The organism is Yoonia sp. D2-7, assembly GCF_055809435.1.
Window position 1 is genome coordinate 216,411 of sequence record NZ_CM147912.1, and the last position, 18,715, is coordinate 235,125.

At 54.3% G+C, this 18,715-nt stretch carries 15 protein-coding genes; 5 read left to right on the top strand and 10 right to left on the bottom strand.

The features are described from left to right. The first annotated feature begins 120 nt into the window (after positions 1 to 120). Entirely contained in the window at positions 121 to 1,014 is an 894-nt protein-coding gene (locus AC0L7R_RS00935; protein ID WP_473658356.1) for an SMP-30/gluconolactonase/LRE family protein, read from the top strand. A 61-nt stretch (positions 1,015 to 1,075) separates the two neighbouring features. On the opposite strand, the gene AC0L7R_RS00940 is transcribed toward AC0L7R_RS00935, so the two are convergent. From AC0L7R_RS00940 to AC0L7R_RS00985, 10 genes are all read right to left on the bottom strand, one after another. Next, entirely contained in the window at positions 1,076 to 2,026 is a 951-nt protein-coding gene (locus tag AC0L7R_RS00940) for a type IV pili methyl-accepting chemotaxis transducer N-terminal domain-containing protein (RefSeq protein WP_473658357.1), read from the bottom strand. A 172-nt stretch (positions 2,027 to 2,198) separates the two neighbouring features. Next, a complete protein-coding gene (locus AC0L7R_RS00945) occupies positions 2,199 to 3,791 on the bottom strand; it encodes a substrate-binding domain-containing protein (protein ID WP_473658358.1) in 1,593 nt (530 codons plus the stop codon). 207 nt (positions 3,792 to 3,998) lie between these two features. Then, entirely contained in the window at positions 3,999 to 4,775 is a 777-nt protein-coding gene (locus AC0L7R_RS00950) for a hypothetical protein (RefSeq protein ID WP_473658359.1), read from the bottom strand. A gap of 52 nt (positions 4,776 to 4,827) precedes the next feature. Then, complete coding sequence (locus AC0L7R_RS00955; protein ID WP_348109475.1) at positions 4,828 to 5,190, bottom strand: hypothetical protein; 363 nt, start codon at positions 5,188 to 5,190, stop codon at positions 4,828 to 4,830. An 87-nt stretch (positions 5,191 to 5,277) separates the two neighbouring features. Further along, entirely contained in the window at positions 5,278 to 6,231 is a 954-nt protein-coding gene (locus tag AC0L7R_RS00960; protein WP_473658360.1) for a dynamin family protein, read from the bottom strand. Next, the gene (locus tag AC0L7R_RS00965; protein ID WP_348109473.1) at positions 6,228 to 8,327 is read right to left on the bottom strand and encodes a dynamin family protein; all 2,100 of its coding nucleotides are present in this window, start codon (positions 8,325 to 8,327) and stop codon (positions 6,228 to 6,230) included. Before AC0L7R_RS00965 ends, AC0L7R_RS00960 begins: the two co-directional genes overlap by 4 nt. 177 nt (positions 8,328 to 8,504) lie before the next feature. Beyond that, on the bottom strand, positions 8,505 to 10,016 hold the full coding sequence (locus tag AC0L7R_RS00970) for a hypothetical protein (protein ID WP_473658361.1): 1,512 nt from the start codon (positions 10,014 to 10,016) through the stop codon (positions 8,505 to 8,507). A gap of 1 nt (position 10,017) precedes the next feature. Next, positions 10,018 to 10,977, bottom strand: coding sequence for a PP2C family protein-serine/threonine phosphatase (locus AC0L7R_RS00975; protein ID WP_247127987.1), 960 nt, complete (start codon positions 10,975 to 10,977; stop codon positions 10,018 to 10,020). Continuing rightward, a complete protein-coding gene (locus tag AC0L7R_RS00980) occupies positions 10,961 to 11,716 on the bottom strand; it encodes an FHA domain-containing protein (RefSeq protein WP_247127986.1) in 756 nt (251 codons plus the stop codon). The genes AC0L7R_RS00975 and AC0L7R_RS00980 overlap by 17 nt, the downstream gene beginning before the upstream one ends. A gap of 38 nt (positions 11,717 to 11,754) precedes the next feature. Further along, complete coding sequence (locus AC0L7R_RS00985) at positions 11,755 to 14,289, bottom strand: protein kinase domain-containing protein (protein ID WP_473658363.1); 2,535 nt, start codon at positions 14,287 to 14,289, stop codon at positions 11,755 to 11,757. 239 nt (positions 14,290 to 14,528) lie between these two features. On the opposite strand from AC0L7R_RS00985, the gene AC0L7R_RS00990 reads away from it, so the two are divergent. The 4 genes from AC0L7R_RS00990 (at position 14,529) to AC0L7R_RS01005 (ending at position 18,705) form a co-directional block, all read left to right on the top strand. Then, positions 14,529 to 16,091, top strand: a complete 1,563-nt coding sequence (locus AC0L7R_RS00990) for a zinc-binding metallopeptidase family protein (protein ID WP_473658364.1) — start codon at positions 14,529 to 14,531, stop codon at positions 16,089 to 16,091. A gap of 1 nt (position 16,092) precedes the next feature. Next, positions 16,093 to 17,001, top strand: coding sequence for an arginine deiminase family protein (locus tag AC0L7R_RS00995; protein WP_473658365.1), 909 nt, complete (start codon positions 16,093 to 16,095; stop codon positions 16,999 to 17,001). A gap of 36 nt (positions 17,002 to 17,037) precedes the next feature. Further along, the gene (locus AC0L7R_RS01000) at positions 17,038 to 18,330 is read left to right on the top strand and encodes an acetylornithine deacetylase/succinyl-diaminopimelate desuccinylase family protein (RefSeq protein ID WP_473658367.1); all 1,293 of its coding nucleotides are present in this window, start codon (positions 17,038 to 17,040) and stop codon (positions 18,328 to 18,330) included. A 72-nt stretch (positions 18,331 to 18,402) separates the two neighbouring features. Beyond that, positions 18,403 to 18,705 carry a hypothetical protein gene (locus AC0L7R_RS01005; protein WP_473658369.1) on the top strand — a complete coding sequence of 101 codons (303 nt, stop codon included), beginning with the start codon at positions 18,403 to 18,405 and terminating at the stop codon, positions 18,703 to 18,705. Positions 18,706 to 18,715 lie beyond the last annotated feature (10 nt).

Sequence of the window (18,715 nt, forward strand, 5' to 3'; positions counted from 1 at the left end):
AAAAATAAACAAAATTTCGACGCTTCAGGTTACGAAGGCGCTAACTAAGAATCAACGAACTTGACCACTTTATACGATCATGATGACCCTAAGGCGAAATATATTGATGCAGGTGAATGTATGACCCAGTTTGAAATCCGCGATCCGGCCTTCTCTAACTTGTTTCCGGATGGCGCTGGGCTGCAAGAAATCGCGACAGGTTTCGGTTTTACGGAAGGCCCGATTTGGCACCCGCACGATAAGTGGCTCATGTTTTCGGATATCCAAGAAAGCAAGCAATACATTTGGCGCGAAAGGGCGGGTCACAGCATTTTTCGCCAACCCAGCAATCAGGCGAATGGCAACTTCTTTGATCGCGATGGGCAGGTTCTGACGTGTGAACACGCGGCATCACAGGTGACGATCCACGACCACGGTGGGAAGCGGGTCACGCCAATCGCGACCCACTATGAAGGACGCGCATTAAACAGCCCTAACGACATTATCTGCGACAGCTTGGGGCGGATTTGGTTCACTGATCCGGCGTATGGACGGACGCGGGCCGATTTGGGCATCATCCGCGATCAGGAATTGGTTTTTCAGGGGGTTTACCGGCTTGATCCTGACGGGTCCCTCCACCTTGTCGCCAGCGATTTTGACCAACCGAACGGTCTATGTTTGTCACAAGACGAAACCAGATTGTTTATCAATGACAGTCCGCGTGGCCATATTCGTGTGTTTGATGTCGCAGCTGACGGGGCGCTGTCGGGTGGTAAAATCTGGGCGAATGTCGTGGGTGAAGGGCCGTGGGTGCCGGATGGCATGAAGACGACGACGCAGGACCATATTCTTTGCAATGGCCCCAGCGGGGTGCACATCTTTACAGCAGATGCACAGTGTCTTGGAGTCATCCTTATGCCGCAAAAATCCACGAATTTTTGCTTTGGCGGCGACGATATGACGTCGTTGTTCATCACGGCATCTGCGTCAGTCTACCGGATCGAAACGCGCATGACTGGGCTGGCAATGTTTTGAACGAAAATGCCCTGCCGTTTCCGCGAAACGACAGGGCATTTGGTTGGTTTCTAAAGGGTTGTTATAGGCCCAGTTTAGAATTCTCTGTGTACATGCCAACAACGGCGTTCATATCGGCCATCGTCTTGTTCAAACCTGTGAAGATCATCGCGCGGGTTGCTTCATCAACAGATCCGCCAGCCGATACGGTTGCCACCTGATCGCTGATCTCTGCCCAATCCGCTTGCACGATTTCCAAGCCTGTCAGAATTTCTTCAGTCGGTGCAGGCGAAATGCCGGCGCCATCCATTCCGAAGATAAGCGCGTTCAACGAAGTTTCGAACATGCTGACAGTTCCGCCGAGCGTTTCAAGCGACGCATCCGCGTAGATGCCTGATGTGATCAAGCATACCTCTTTCGAGATTTTCTGGGTTAGCATCCGCTGACGGCCAGCAATATCGATGGTCAACGCGTCAGACTGCAACAAAGCAGTTGGATCGGCATATTGGCCTGAGATTTCACTGACGAGCAGTTTTGCGGCATCCAGAACTTCCATGTTGTGTTCGGCCAGTTCCAAGACTTCTTCGTCGGTACCGCCAGTTGCTTCGATGTCGTCAAATGCGACATGGAGCGGATCGTATTTTGCATGAAGGTTTGCGATCGCGGCCAGTGTCTTGCGACGTTGTTCTTCACCGATGATGTTCAACGTCTCATCACCAAATTCAAGTGCGGCGATAATCGTGTCGAATTCTACTTTTGCAGCGTGCAAAACGGCGTTGCTTTGCTCCGGTGCGATTCCAGCGTGAAAGGTACAGGCCGCTGCAGGGATGCGCTGGCTCAACATTCGCAGTTTGCCCGATAGGTCGATGCGTTCGCTTGCGCCAATATCTTCCAGAAACTGGGTCAGCTGGATCGGATCTTCGGGTGGAATTGAAATAGCACCGGATTGCGCGACGCCTTGGGTTGCGGTCGAAAGCGTCAATGCAGCAACGGCACCGAGCGTTATTTGTGTAATACTTGAAGTGCGTGTCATCTTGATCTCCTTTTTCCACACCGCAAAGGGTGCAGGATATCACCGGCATGAATCGCAGCACGTGGGCAGATCGAAACCGGTTCTGAAAATTCAAAGTGCTGTTGGCAAAAGGATGCCAAACAGGCGACCAGTGGGTGATGCGGGCACAGCCATTTGACTGTGCCCGACAAAATTACCCGCGGGCAGCTTCGATCCACACTTCAACGCGACGGTTAATCGTACGACCGTTTTCGTTGATGTTACATGCGGATGGTGCGATCTCGCCGAAGCCGGACACGCCCATTTCAAGGTTTGCGACACGATCACCTGCAAATGCAGCAAGTTCCGCCATCACTTGGTTCGCGCGGCTTTCTGAAAGTGTCCGGTTGCTATCAAACGCACCAACACCGTCTGTAAAGCCAACAAAACGCACTTTTGTGCCTTCTGGCTGCGCTTCAAGGAAATCGGCCAAACGTGCCATATCAAGCAAGCCACGTTCGTCCAAACGGGATGATCCTGTCGCGAAACGGAATGTTGTGGACAAGCGGTCGTAATCAACCATTTCAGACAACATTTCACGCATCACGCCGCCTTCGTAGGCGTCAACGTTTGGATCAAGCAATGCACGTGCACGTGCGCCATCAAGCGCCTGTTCGCGGCGGCTGATGCCCAAGTCGATAAAGCCTGCTTTTGCGATCACGCCATCAGCATCTTTGGACACGGTATAGTCCACGAAATCTTGTGTGGATGCATCAATCGCGTCGCTACGGTTGTAGAGATACAGACGACGCTGCAGGGCGTATTCTTCTGTCTTGGCTGAGAACGCGTCAGGTGTCACCGAAATTCCGCATTCGTTCACAACGGACAAGGCTTTTGCGCCACGCTGGAAAGCGTAGCCAACATAACCCAGCGCAAATGGATCTTCGTTCACCATTGCGGCCATTTCGTTGTTGCCTTCGACAACAGCTGCCGTGGAAACGAGTGATGGTTCGATTTCACCAAAGATACGGCTTTCGAATACGGCACGTGTACCAGATCCGTCGACACGTGTGATCAGCTTGATTTCAGCGTCACCACCGCCCACTTCGGACCAGTTTGTGATGGCACCCGAATAGATACCGCGCAGTTGTTCCAGCGACAGTTCTTTGATTGGGTTTTCCGGGTGGGTGATAACCACAAGGCTATCCACCGCAATCACATGTTCCTGTTCTGCGCTGACCATGTTGCCAGCGCCGTTGTCACGCAATGCACGGGCTTCAGCTGGACGAATCCGGCGCGACGACATGCCGATTTGGGCCGTTCCATCCAGAAGGGTAGAGAACGCATCGCCGGACGATGTTGATGTCACAAGATAGCTGCCGATTTCATCGCCAAATCCACCGTCGCCAACAAGGTTCGCCAGAATTTGACCTCGGGTTTCTGTCGCGATGACCGATGCCTCTGCATTCAGGTGCGACGCGTAGCCGGAAATCAGCAATGGCATCATACCAAGACCAACTGTGTCAGACCCAGCGATTTGGATGTCTGCAGTGGCAGTATCAAAGACCGGGCATGCATCGCCTTCACAGCGAACGCGGTTCGCGGCAATCCGAAGATCGCCAAGGCCGGTGCGGATGACGTAGTTGTCGTCGACGAAATCGACGAATTCCCCAACAAGGTTTACGGTTCCGTCAGCAGACTTGAGCGTAACCTCGTCTGCGAGAACTGACATTGGCAAAGCGCCTGCAGCAAAAGTAATTAGGGCACGTGCCGCAATTTGGCATGCGTTGTACTTGTTGAAAAACATATCGAAATCTCCTCATAACCAAACAAAAATGGGCGTCTAAACTTGAAAAAGCGACCCATCCACGAACGCAAACGTCTTCGTTCGCGTCATTGATGGTGAGATTTGATAAGATTTTGTGGAAAATTTATGACCAAACTGAGTGCGGAAGCTGACCTAACGGCAGTCTCATTTTTGGACTACACGTAAGGGTTTAGTGCGGATTTGGTCCTAAAGTTTAGATTTTGACCACGCACTGTGCAAATTTGCCATATTTTCAGACGCATAGCACAAAATAGCAGCTTCTGAAGAAGTCTTTACGATTGCAACAGATCCGGCTTCATCTAAGGCATCATTCAGGCAAATAAATCCTGTTGGACCCGCCAATTGATCCACGGATTGAGAAAAACTGTCCCATTTTGCATCGATCGCTGCGCGTAATGTCGCCAGTTTTGCGCCATCTCCGCCGGTTGTGTTCTCGGACCCGTCTTTCAAAACCACCCAAGCGGTGACAAAATCCCCGCAATCACGAACAAAAGAGATCATCGGTGTTAACGGCGCCGGGTTCAGGTCAACGCCCCAATGCGCCGCAAGATTCTGCGCGGTTAGGCCCGCGTCAGATTGGCCACCCATCGCGTCGGGTTCGTCACTGACAACTGTCAATTCGCCGGCAGCGGCCGTGAATTGATCAATGATACCATGCAGACCATCAATGACGTCCGGCGCATCATGGGAAATGGATTTCCCCAACACGCCCATCACGCCTGTGATGTCTTTTGATGCCTGCACCAAACCACGCAGGCGACGCCCGCCCGCGACCAAAGATATTTCGGACCCGTTCATCTTGAACGTCAGTTTGCGCGGCAAGACCGTCATGTCGATTTCGTTCAGGATCGCGGTCAGAATCGGCGGTTCTGTCCCGTCAGATACAACTCGCAGGCCGTTTTCAAAGCTCTCGCCTTCGGATGAAAGCGCGGCAAGTTTCTGGGCAAGGGTTTGTTTATCCATCACAAAGGTGATCCTGCATCGTGCGACATGGGAAGGGTTGCGAGATCGATCATCATGATCCGCTGCTAATTTTTTGAAGCGTCGGGCGCGCGGCTGTCAGGAACGATGACACGTCAATATCAGGCTGACAGACGCAGCAAAGAACATCAGACGGTTCGTTCGCTGCGCGCAAGAAAATGGTCAGCTGATCGCGGGTCGCGATCATTGCTGTGTCGCTTTGGCCATCACCAAAATTTGGACTTCCGGGTTTGCCAAGGCTTTTGGCCGCGTCTGCGCACAACGCGTTCAGCGCCTCGCGTTGCTGCGGGGCGTCTGTGTTTGTAACCAAAACCATCTCGGTAGACAGATCCGCAAACGCGAGCGTTTCACACTTTGGAAACTGGCTGTGCAGCGCGTCCAATTCTTCTGTGGCCATGTCTTGCGCACTCTATCCCGTTACACCCAAAGTCCTTTTATGACATTCGGGCGCACAGGGAAAGGGACTGCAACATGCGTCGGTTGTTTAAGATGCAATCTGCGCTGGGTTTTCAACAGTCTCGTCGTCCATGTGGAAAACGGGACGCGATGTGTTTGGGCGCGGCGTGTGTGAATTGTCATCTGCAGCGTCTACGCGACGTGCGTTGACACGGCGCGGGACCACTGGTGCGGCTTCGGGATCGCGACCGTCTACGACGGGGTCTGTCAACAACAATGGCGCAGCTTCTGCGTCAGCAGCTTGGACTTCTGTTGCTTCCGGGGCCGACACGTAAAGCGTTTCGGTTGTTCCTGCGACGGCAATAGTCAGTTCCTGAACCATTTCGATCAAATGTTCGGTGAACGCGCCAGCACCACTGGCGTCCCATGCATCGTAATCTTCGCCAGCATTCAATGCCTGAAGCAGAGATACGGGGAAGGTCGCGCCGAACTGACCTTTGGTTTCGTGCTTGACCCGCGCCAATACGCGATTGCGGTCACGCTCTGTCGTCAACTTGTCGAAACGTGTGATCAGCAGGATAGACCGCTTGCGCACGGCTTCGGGCATCTGGGCCCAAACCGCAGCTTCGGACTGCCGCCACGCTTGAGTCGCGTGGGTACACCACAAGACAGCGTCGACTTCTTCCAGCATCCGTTCAACCACATCAGATGACATGTTCGGGTCGGAAATTCCTGGAAAATCAATCAGATCACACACATCAAGGATATCGCTTTCAAAGAACAAGCGGATCACACGCGTGTTTTCAACGCCAATTTCTTCGAGGTGCGACAGTGAAATCAGTTCTTCGGTGCCGTCCACATCAACGCGGTAAGGGGGCTGTGAACCGGACGCCATCCAAACAGGTGACAGGCGCGTTGCCGTTACCTTTTCCGGCAAGGGGCGTGATCCCAGTAGCAGGTTTGACAACGTGCTTTTGCCAGCACTGAATTCACCCATAAGCGCAATGCGTGGCTTACGGTTCAGCGAAGTGGAATGGGTCATGCGGCAGCACCTCCGGATATTTTTGGGTCAACGTCGTAGTCATCGTCATCAATTGCGAGATCTTCGAAAATGATGTCGAACAGTTCTTCACGTTCTTGCTGAGCTGTAATGCCGAACAGGCCTTCCAGATCACCAAGACCGATTTGAGATTTTTCAGCGATATCCGTCAGAATGCCGCGTTGTTCAGCTAAGAAATCGGCCATCTCACCAAGGGCGGTTTGGCGGATGTCGTTCAACTGACGGTTTTTTAGGTCATCGACGATAGGGGCGGTTTCCGCCTCGATCAATTCATAGAAATTGCTGGCAAAGGCGCGGTATCCTTTGCGGCGTTGCCACCAACCTTTCCACCAAGATGTCTGCAGATCAAGCGCGATGGTTTGTCCCAAAGACACAGGAGCAGGCACGCCAGGTGCGTCTGGTGGTGTCACCGTGAAGTTTTCGACATCAACCGAAAATGCCTGACCATAAAGATCAGTGAGATCAGTCGCCGCGTCACCAAAAGCCGCGTCGCACATGGCGGTAAAGTCTTTCTTCATCACCTGATAACCGGTGCGCAACAGAATGCGCAGACCGTCCGGGGAATACTGCCAAATCTCGTTTTCACCTTTTGTTTCAAGGTGTTGGATCAGCGTTTCAACAGCCCGGTCTAGGAACCGTTTGTTCGATTGATCAATACGGCGGCTAAACTTGGCAAAGACTTCGTCCAGACCGTCGTTCAGTTTCTGGATATGCTTTGCGTCGATTGCATCAAGATGTGCTTTCAGCGTCGTTTCATCCATCGTAGTGACGTTGTCGCCTTCTAAACGCATGGACACCAGTGAACTCGACGCCCGTAGGCCGCCCACGTGGTTTTGCGCGCTCTTGCGGATGGACGTCAGACGTTCTGCGCCAGAACCTTCGGCGATCCGTTCGGAAATCGCATCGAACAGATGCGGCAGGCCGGACAATTGCCAGACCATTTCGAACGCATCCATATCTGTGGCTTGGTCGCCAAGGATCGATTCGGCGTAGTTGAACAAGGCATTAGCGCTGTCATCAACAATTTCGGTCAGATCACCGCCCAGCGCCATGTTGGCCCAGTAGGCAGACCCGAACAGCACTTCGCAGTTTTCGGGGCCGTTGTTGTCAGACAAAGTCTGCAAAATAGACGCACGAATTTCAGGGATCTGATTTGCCGGATCGGACAATTCGTCGACACGGTTCACAAAAATCACGACTTCACGGCTTTTCACGTTTGAAATCAAACGGATCAACCCCATGTCCATGGTCGACAACGCTTGGTGTGCAGACAGAACAACCACACAAATCCGACTGTCACGCAGGGCTTTGATCGTGATCTGCTCACGCATCATGAACGTATCGTTCACGCCTGGCGTATCGCGGATACACAATGGCATCGGCAAGAAACTAGCGTCCATGTACAGGTCAGCCGATTTCGTAATATCGGCGAAACGACCCTGCTGTTCGGCTTGCGAAATTTCGTCGAAGTCATCGCCCATGCAGACGTAGCGCTGCATCAGGTCGTCGTCGAGTTCGGCGTAGTTGTGACGTTGCCCCAGCAGCAGTTCGAACTTACGTCCCAACCGTTCGCGGGTTTTTTCGTACATCTGGCCGATCTGTTCGCGGACCTTGTTCATTTCTTCGTCGGCGCCAGCGCGGCTGGACAATTCGCCGATACGGCCACCGTTTTCGACCAAATGATCCCATTCGTTCTGGTCAAAGAACTGGAACGACGCACGCGGCGCATCGGGCGCCATCGGCGTGTTCAGGTGAAGTGACGTGATGACGGACGTCCACGGGTTCACGTCCGCTGGCAGCAATCCGGGACGGCCTGCCATGGCGTTCACGAGCGATGTTTTACCGGCCTTAATCTGGCCGATCATCGTGATGTTCGGTTCGAACGCACGCAGCTGTTTGACCAGCTTTTGCGCCTTTTTGGCCGCTTCTGGGCCGCCAATCTTTTCGATGTCGAAAAGGGTATCTTCAAGATCGCTCAGTTCGTCGTGGTAGGTCTCAAGCTTGTTCAGACCAATCCGCATGAATCCGGGCTGTGACACTTGGGCCTGCTCACCCTGATCGTTTGTCAACTTTTCCATATCCACGTTCTTTCCTGCCCGCGTTTTGTGCGGGTCGTTGGCTCTGGTTGGGGCCAATAGGCGGCCCGAACCCTAATTGATCCGTCTAAAGAAACAGTCTGCCGCGGCGGAATTAAGGCAAAAGTTCGCTTAAAAATTGAACCGTCGCTCGGTCGGCAGGGGCTGTTTCCCCTTATTTTATGCGGCTTGATGACGGTTTGTGTGACGGGCCAGCGCGATTTCAGATTCGAGATCGCGTTTCAATTGGATCACCAAGCTTAGCGCATCAAGCGCCGCAGAATCGTTTTTCTCGATCTGCATCAGCTGGACCAGTTCAGCGGCATCCAAGGCCCGCGTGCGGGACTTTTCGAGCACAGGATCATCAGCGATAGACAGATCTTCGAGATAGTCAGACAACCACATGATATTGTCCGCAGACGCGTTCATCAGGTGATCGGACGACAGGTTATCATTTGCGGCCATGTCTTGTGTCAGCGCACGCCCCTGCTTTGTCAGGTAAGCGATTGCTTCATCGTAGGCGGCGCATGTTTCGGGTGTCGCACGGGGAATGATCACCGTTGTGCGCGCCTTTGGCATAAAGCCAGGACGTGCCTTCTTCGGCGCAGGATCGGCCGCAGGTGCTGTTGCGACAGGCGCTTGTGGCGCGGGTGCCGGGGCTGCTTGCGTTTTTTGCGTAGGGCGCGATGGTTCGATGGCCACAAGTTTGGATTTGAGCCGTGGGCGTGGTGCAGACTTGGCTGCCGCTTCGACCATATCAACAGGCTTGGCTGTCTTCATTTCAACGACATTCACAGGCTTTGAAGGCGTGATGACGGGTTCTTGCGCCACGGGTGTTTGTGCGACTGGTTCGGCGATTTTTGCGACTGGCGCATCTTTGTATTGCGCGACCATTGCGCCGGCTTCGTCAACAGCGCCTTGCAACCGCGCATCGACCTGTTTCAAGATCGAAGAAATCAGCGTCAATGCACCACTTTTTTGCATCATTGCTTTGTCGACGCTGCCGTCAGGTTGGCGCGCAGCAATAGCGCTTGGCGTCGCGATAGGCATGATTTTGTTGAACTGATAGGCGTGATTCTGGCGGATGCTGCCCAGCAGATGATCCAATTCACCACGGGCCAAGGCTTGATCGGCGTGGGTCAGCAGTAAGTATGCGTTGTCTTTGATGGCATCCGGCATCGTGTCCCACAACGCTTGTTCGGACCGATCAAAATTGTCGGTGCACCACAGCGCCAGATCGGTCCGTTTTGCGGCCCAATGCATCGCACGTTGTTGGTCCTGCAATACGGCAGGGGCCACAACTTCAAGCACGTTGATCCGGCCGAGTGCTGCCAGTGGCAAAGCCACTTCGACGAACATAGGGGAAGCAGCCGCGATTTGAAACGGATCTGCCTTGTCCAAGGTTTCGCGCCGACCATCGCTGAGCGTCATGACGGCTGACGGGTTTTCGCCATGGACGTATTGCGTTGTCGGCAAGCTAATCCCGTCGGGGATAACCGCGTCGTTCAGCAATAGGTTGACCAAGGTGGATTTACCGGCACCGGGTAGGCCCAAAAGAGTGACCCGTACGGGCTGTCGCAGACGCTTGAGCAATGCGTTCGCAGCGTCAGCCACGTCAGCAGGAATTTTCCCAGACACCAGCGCGTCGTTAAGCGCGAGGTGAACTTGATCGGCGGCAGCCCGTACAGACATATTACTTTACTCCGGATACCAGTTTCAGTGCTGGTTCTTCATCAGATGCAGCGGATGCAGCATTTTTCTTAGCTTCGGCCACCTCATCCAGATGGACGACACGGGTCACGGACGCGGATGTGGTATCCACGATGTCGGTCGGTTTCACCCGAACGGCGCGATCCATCGGCTTGTTGTGGTTCAGCTTGATCACGGCAAAAGACACGTTGTCCTGATCCACATCACCCAGCTTTTCGATAGCCTCCAACAGATGCCCTGCAATTTCGGCGCTCTTACGGCGACGGTACTTGTGCAGGATCTTTTGGATCACTGGTTCATCAAGATACTGAAGTCCATCCGAAGACACGACCACGATATCGCCAATCTCAAGACCAAACGGATCGTTCGGACAATCAGACTTCGCGACGCGTTCGCCCAAGATCACCGACGTCAGACAGTTCCGATCAGGATGGTTCTTGGCAACTTCGGGGTCCAGAAGGCCCGACTGCACCATGAAATCAATCTGCGGAGCCATTGAATGATCTTCGTTCAACTGGCGCAGTTTACCGCCGCGCAACAGATACAACGGGCTGTCACCAATCGACATCCAGAACATCCGGTTTTCCACCATGACGAGCGAAACCAAAGTTGCACCCATACCGCGGGTTTGCGGGTTGTCTTGGACATGGTCGCGGACACATGCGTTTGCACCAGCTGCCGCAGAGGTCATCATCGACGGGATGTCTTTTTCGAATTCGTGAAAGTTCGCGGATTGGAACTTCAATTCGCTAAAGACCTCTGTGACGACGATCTTTGACGCCACATCACCAGCCGCATGGCCACCCATACCGTCAGCAAGGACGACAACACCGCTATCAGATCCAAACGGAAAGTCAGTGACAATCGCGTCTTCCTGATAGTCACGGCCGCCTTGGCACAACGCAGAGGCTACGTCGTAACGGGGTTCAGGCGATCGCCACATCGTCGGACTCCTCGTTGTCGGTGGTGCCTTCGGCTGCCCAGTTAAAGTCTGGAGAACACAGCGGCACAAAGCGCAAAGTCGTCTCACCGATCCGGATCATATCACCGTCTTTCAGAGCTTCATTGCTGATCACTGGTTGGTCATTCAGGCGTACGATGTTGCTTTTGCCACCATGACCTAACAGGAACGTGTGGTTTTCAGCATCGTAAACAATCGCTGCATGGTTGGTACGCGACACGGCGTTATCGCCGAAATCAAGCTGGATGGCTTGGTCTTCGCCGCGTCCAATCTGGGACATGCCGGATTCCAGCGAGAAACATTCGCCACGACCTGGGCCGGACACAACAATCGCCCAACCAACTGGGAACTTTGCCCGTTTGGTAGGTGCTGCTGCTGGTGTGCTGTCGAACAGATCAACAACGCCAGAGCTGCTTTCGAAACCGATCAGGCGCGTCTTCGTGCGGCGTGCGCGGGACGGGGCCTTTGCAGGTGCCGGTGCACTTGGACGAATTTCTTCGAGCGATGCGACTGGTGGCAGATCTTCTTCATCATCCCAGATGTTTACCTTAGGAGATTTATCGCCAACTTTTTCGTTCACATTGTCGATCAACGCATTGGTGTTGACCTGATCAAGCGTTGCGTCAGCGCGTGTCGCGACATCCGCAAAGTTTTCGATTGGTGCATCGGCCGGCTTGGCGTCGGAACGCTTGCGACTAAAAAGATCACTTAGAAATTTCATGGGTTATACCTCTTTTTTCCTTAGGGCACAGGCCGATTTCATTGCGCGTTGCCAGCGTAGTCGAGCGATGCAATCCACATCGTTCCGTCACGGTTGACAGCAAAGCTAAACAGCGATTTGCCGTCAGCGAGTTCACGATCCATGATCGTTTTCATTGATGTGCGATCATCCACAAGTTCGGATGTCAGCATGTATGCGATCAGCTGATCGCCGACCTTCAAGTCGCTTTTCGCGCTTGCCGGTGCATCAGTCACAGTTGTGACCCACGCATCGTCGATGCGACGTGTTTCAAAGCTGATCCCATTCAAAAGGGCTGTCTTTTGGATGATAGGCAGGGTCCAGTTTTGTTCAGTTTGATTGCCGGTTTCTGCATCTTTGATGCCGAAGCTGACCTGCAATTCAGTCTGATCCTCTAATTGAATCGCGCTTTTCAGGGTATCGCCAATGCCGTCGATGTTGGCGATTGCACGACCATTCACGGTATCAATTTCGACACCTTCATTTACCCAAAGCGGGGCGACAGGGCCAACATTGCCGATGACACGGGACGAAGACGACGCTGCCGTAAACGGCAATTCGACGGTCCAGTTTGACAGAACGAATGAATTGTCTGCCGGTGTCTCGTTAACGATCTCGCGGCCCGGTGCGAACGCTGGGATCGCTTCTGACAGCGCCAATGAAACAGATGTGAAACCTGAGGCAGTCTCGGGGAAGACGAAATTAGCTGTATTAGCGAAACCGGATGCGTTCGGACCTTCCGCCAGAATGGCTGCAAAGGCGGTCGCCGGCATTTCAGGTGCGCCGGTGATCCCGGCAAGTGCGATCAATTCGTTAGAATCCATCGGCGGTGTTGGTGTGTCCAGTGTCGCGGCGGCCAGTGCTGCAGCTTCAGCTTTGCGCGCAGCTTCCGCAGCTTCCGCAGCTGCAACACGTGCGGCTTCTTCGGCTGCTGCCTGAGCTGCGTCAGCTTCAGCTTGTGCAATGGCACGTGCCTCTGCTTCGGCGGCGTCCTGTGCTTCTTGTGCAGCACGTGCTTCGGCCAATTGGCGCGCTTCTTCAGCCGCTGCGGCTTGTGCTTCTGCTACAGCTTGTGCTTCGGCTGCTACGGCGGCGCGTGCCGCGGCTTCAGCTTGGGCTGCTTCGCGGATTGCCAATGCCGTGGCGCGTTCTTCGGCGAGCGCGATACGGCGTGCTTCGTTTTCAGCGGCGAGCGCTGCAAATTCGGCGGCTTTAGCGACGCGTTCTTCTTCGGCGGCAAGTTCCAGTGCAGCCAATTCGGCTTCGACTTGAGCTTGGGCTTCAAGAACGGCGGTGTCTGTTGCCTGCGCAGAGTCGACTGCAGGAGCCTCTGCAGCAGCTGTTTCAACTGCGGCGCTTTCTTCGATTGCGTCTTGTGTCGCTGCTTCAACAAGCGCCAAAGCTTCTGCCATGGCGTCTGGTGTTTCAGTTGCAGTCGCGGATGCGTCGGCCTCTACGACCTCTGCTGCGTCAAAAGCACCGGTTGAGAATGCGACGCCAACGCCAACAACAGCAATTGCTGCGGCTGATGCCATCAACATTGCGACCTTGGACTTGCCTTGTGATGGTGGCGCTGTTGCTGCAACTGCTGATGCAACTGTCGCTTTGCTACCTTCGGCAGTTGGCAAATGCTTACCCGCAATCATGTCCAACCATTCCTGTGCGGACTGAACGCGGTTCTTTGGCAGGACTTCAAGCGCCTTATCAATAGCTGACAAGAAATTGGAATCGTAGCCCGGGATCGCGCCATTCAGCGGAACGTATGGATCGCTGTCACCGGATGCGATTGCAGCCAACCGTGCCTGTGAATTCGGCGGAACCTCACCCTTGATGAAGTGATAGAAGCTAGCGCCCAGTGCGTACAAATCGGATGACGCGTTCTGGTCTGATCCTGCGATGTAGAATTCTTGCGGCGAATAACCGTCCTTCACAACGCTGAGCGCAGACAGCACGCGGCTTTGCTTGGTGGCTTCTTCACGTGCTGCACCAAAGTCGATCAGAACCGGACGACCTGATGGTTCGATCAGGATGTTGTCTGGCGAAATATCGCGGTGCAGAATGTCTTGGCTGTGAATGAAGCCAACAGCGCCCAGCACGTCAATCAACATCGACTTGATGGTTTCCGGTGCCATGACCGCATCTGGATCGTCTAGCGTATCCAGCATGTCGCGACCTTCAACAAAGTCGAGCGCCATGTATGCGGTATCGTTGTCTTCAAAAACCTGGTGAACGCCCACAATGTTCGGGTGGTTCAGTTTGGCAAGGCTTTTCGCCTCTTGCACAAACAAGCGTACCATTGAATTCAGTTCTTTCTGGTGGGCACGGGACCGTGCCTGCACAATCGACCGGCTACGGCGGCAGAAAGATCCAGGAAAACATTCCTTGATCACGATCTTCCGATCAAGACTATCTCTGGCCAAGTACGTGATGCCAAAGCCGCCTGCATTCAGGAAGCTTTCGATCGTATACTGGCCATGCATCAACTGCGTGCCCGGCTTCAGCTCGTCAACGAAATCCTCGTCGGTGCCGATTTCTGCTGCGTTCTCGTTGCCCATATCACATCCAGCTTTCAAACAAATAAATTGACGGGGGGATCCGTCTGACTTGGGATCGAGAATTGTCATTCAAATTAGGCTAAAAGGTGACGCGACTTTGTTGTTTCATGGCCATTAATCATCTTTTCGGGCGCTGATTGGAGTCGATCTGAGAACAATGGGGATAAGTTTTCCGGAAACAATCACTAGCGGGCGAACCTATTTTGCACCAAACTTTACCTGCAATATAGGGGGTTTGGATGCCAAGCACTGCACAAGCGACAGCCTTAAACCACGTTGAACAATCAGCTGAAGACCTTTCAAAGGCATGCCAAACCATTTTCAACTTCGGTGAAACCGCTTGGCGGGAATACGAATCTGCTGCGTGGTACGTCAAACGGCTGCGCGAAGAGGGATTCGCAGTTGAAGAAGGTAGCGCAGGGATGCCAACGGCATTCTGTGCAGATTGGTCGAATGGCGATGGTCCAATCATTGGGATGTATGCCGAATACGATGCTGTGCCTGGCAATTGTCAGGCGGCGACGACAGATCGTGCTCCACGTGATGGTCTCGGTTACCAAGCAGGCGGGCATACTGATCCGCATTCCGGTCTTGGGATCGCAGGGCTTGGCGGATTATTGGCGACCAAGGCCGCAATGGAAAAGCATGGGATCAAGGGAGCGCTGCGGTTTACCGGTGAACCTGCCGAAAAGGTGCGCGGGTCAAAACCAATCCACGCCGCTGCCGGATACTATGACGGGCTTGCTGCGATCCTATCGTTTCATCCGTTCTATATGCTGCCGATGTGTAACACGGTGCGGTGGGATACCCACTGTGGTGCCGCCTATTCCATGGTCTACCGCTTCATTTGCGATGCGCCTGAAACATGGGGCACGACCGACACACCGATCCCGCAAAGCCATTCGGCGGTTCGGGCACCTGGTGCGAATGATGCGTTGAATATGATGTACCTCGCGTCGAAATCCCTACGCGACAGCATGTTGCCGCACCAAGGCGGCTGGTCGATTTCCGAAGCCATCCTGACCGCAGGGCAAGCCACGGCTGATAACCTGCCAGCCGGATTGGCCGAGATACAATATATGATGCGCACGCCCGACATTGCGATGGCGGAACAGATCACAGCTGTGCTGGACCGCAACGCGCAGGCCGCAGCGGATATGACTGGATGCCGCTGGGAAAAACACTGGGTCTGCAAATCCCGCCCCGGATTGGCGAACCACGCGATCGCGCGCACCGTTTGGGAAACGATGGTCGAAGTGGGGCCACCGATTTGGGGTGGTAGGGCCAAGGCCATCGCACGTGAAATGCAAAAGAACCTAGGCTTAGCGCCAATGGAGGACCCGTTCATTCCAGAAATGTCGCGCCTGATTGATCCCGAAGCGGCAGAAGCGATTTTGCGACATGACCTGCCGCCTTCGCAAACAAATTCAACATCCGACGACTATACAGACATGACGTGGCAGGCACCGACAGCACGGTTCTATGTGGCGCGCCCTGCATTGGCGGCCGAGCCCGGCGTGACTTACCCGTCGTGGGTGATGAACGCGCTTGGGGGTATCCCCGCAACGATTGACCCAATGGTGCAAACGGCGGCGAAAATTCTCGCGATGTCTGCGGTTCGGCTGCTTGAAGACGACGACGCACGTGACGCCGCAATGGCCGAATTTCAAGCGCGGACGGCAAAAGACCCGATCCCGCCTTTGTGTGACTATGACCCGCCGATCCACTTCCGTTGGCCGGAGTATGTGACGACGGCGCGGGGGCGCGACTGGTGGATTCCCAAAGATATGGATGGTGCATGACATGACGAACGAATTTTCTTTGCAACGACGTAACGCGCAAGGCGGCACGCCACTATTGGACACATGGGGCTTTGCCAATGAAACGGATCGGCTGACGGATGTCTTGCTGGGGTCGCCCGCGCATCTGCGGCATCTGTCCACCAGTTCATTGTCCCGTCATCATCTTCGCGAGAATCCCTGCAACGTTCAGGTGGCCCAAGCTCAGCATGCGGAATTGGTCAGCGCATACGAGCATTTCGATGTCACTATACATATGCACGACCCGCAACCTGAATTGCCGATGCAGGTCTACGCGCGCGATAGTTCGGTCATGACACCCTACGGCGCGGTGATCACGGCGATGTCGCAATGGTGGCGGCGCGGCGAGAATTATGCAGCGATCCGCACATATGAACAGCTCGGCATCCCGATCTACGACATGGTGACAGCTGGCACATTCGAAGGCGGGGATTTCAACGTCATCGAAGAAGGTTGTGTGCTGATCGGTTGTGGTGGTGCGCGGACCCAAGAAGAAGGGGCGCGTCAGGTCCAAGCTTGGTTCGATGCGGAAGGCTGGGAAACGCGGCTTGCCTTCATCGACGAATACTATGTGCATATCGACCTGATGGTTGTGCCAATCGCTGAAAAGCTGACGGCAGTATGTCTGGATTGCACGGAACCTGCGATTGTGGATTGGTTGAAAGCCAAGGGTCACGAGATCATCGACGTCCCGTTCCGCGATACCATGGCGCTGGGCTGCAATTTCATGTCACTCGGCGGGGATCGCGTGATCGCGCCGACGTCTTCGCAGACGTTGATTGATCAACTGCGCGCGCGTGGTTTTGATGTTGCAGCGATTGATATGTCCGAGATCAGCAAAACTGGCGGTGGCATTCATTGTATGGCGCAGGCACTGAAACGGGTTGCGTGACTTGCTCGGGCGACAACCTTCGGCAATGGTGGTGTCATGACAGATGACAGCCCGCAGATGACCGCCCTGATGGCCGCGATTGAAGATCGCCGCGATGACCTGATCCAGCTGACTGGGGATTTGATCCGTATCCCGACGCTGAACCCGCCGGGCGAAAACTATCAGGCGATCTGCGACTTCCTTGGCAAGCGGTTGAAGGCATCGGGTTTCGAGATCGAGATGATCCGTGCCCACGGCACGCCCGGCGATAGTGAACGCTACCCCCGCTGGAACGTAATTGCGCGGCGCGATGGCAAACATGCGGGCGATTGCGTGCATTTCAATTCGCATACGGATGTGGTCGAGGTCGGCAAAGGCTGGACTGTTGATCCGTTTGGCGGCGAACTGATCGACGGTAAAATCTACGGGCGCGGGGCCTGCGACATGAAAGGCGGGTTGGCTGCGTCGATCATTGCAGCAGAGGCGTTCATCGCGACCTACCCCGATTATCACGGTGCGATTGAGATCTCCGGCACCGCTGACGAAGAATCCGGCGGCTACGGTGGCGTCGCTTATCTGGCCGAGCAGGGCTTCTTTGCGCCCGAGCGCGTGCAGCACGTCATCATCCCCGAACCGCTGAACAAGGACCGCGTGTGTCTTGGGCATCGCGGCGGTTGGTGGGCCGAGATCGAAACATTCGGCGAAATCGCGCATGGGTCCATGCCGTTCCTTGGCGATTGTGCCGTGCGGCATATGGGGGCGGTGCTTGATAAATTCGAGACTGATCTTTACCCCGCGATGGCGCAGCGACGTACTGATATGCCCGTGGTGCCCGAAGGGGCGCGGTCGTCGACGATGAACATCAACTCAATCCACGGCGGGATGGCCGAACAATCGGATGATTTCACCGGCCTGCCCGCCCATTGCGTCCCCGATTCCTGCCGCGTTGTGATTGATCGGCGGTTCCTTGTCGAAGAGCCGCTCGCGCAAGTCCGCGACGAGGTCACAGCGCTGCTCGAAACCCTCAAAGCCGACAGACCCAAGTTCGACTACGCATTGACCGAACTCAACGCGGTGCTGCCCTCAATGACTGACAAAGACGCACCAATCGCCGCCACCGTCGCCGCTGAAATCGGGCATGTGCTGGGCCGCGAAGCCGAATTCGTGGCCTCACCAGGCACCTACGACCAAAAACACATCGACCGGATCGGCAAGCTCAAAAACTGCGTCGCCTACGGACCAGGGATTCTAGAACTGGCACATAAGCCCGACGAATATGTGGGGGTCGATGATATGATCGACAGCGCGAAGGTGATGGCACGGACTTTGGTGAAGTTGTTGGTGGCTTGAGTAACTAGGAAAAATGGAATCCAATTTGAAAGGTTTGACTTTGAGCCAAATAAATTACCTAGGAGACGCGCGATGGCTTGGTATCGAATAGCAATCGCCGACTATCCCAAACACCTACGGGATTCTGTTTTCAAATGGGAACGCGATGATAGGAAGCCACGAAGTATCGCGCTAGAGACTGGGCAGTTTTTTGATGATCCTGAGGAAATCAGCGCAGTAAACGTTGTATATTATTTTGATCTCGAAGCAACTATTGAATGTGGGGACTTCTTTTTTGAAAGCGTTTCAGCTGCGAAAACTTGGTGTTGCGAAGCTTTGGAATTGAAGTCTAACGATTTTTCTCACTTTCGACCGCTTCTGAAACTATCAGAATGAAACATGGCGC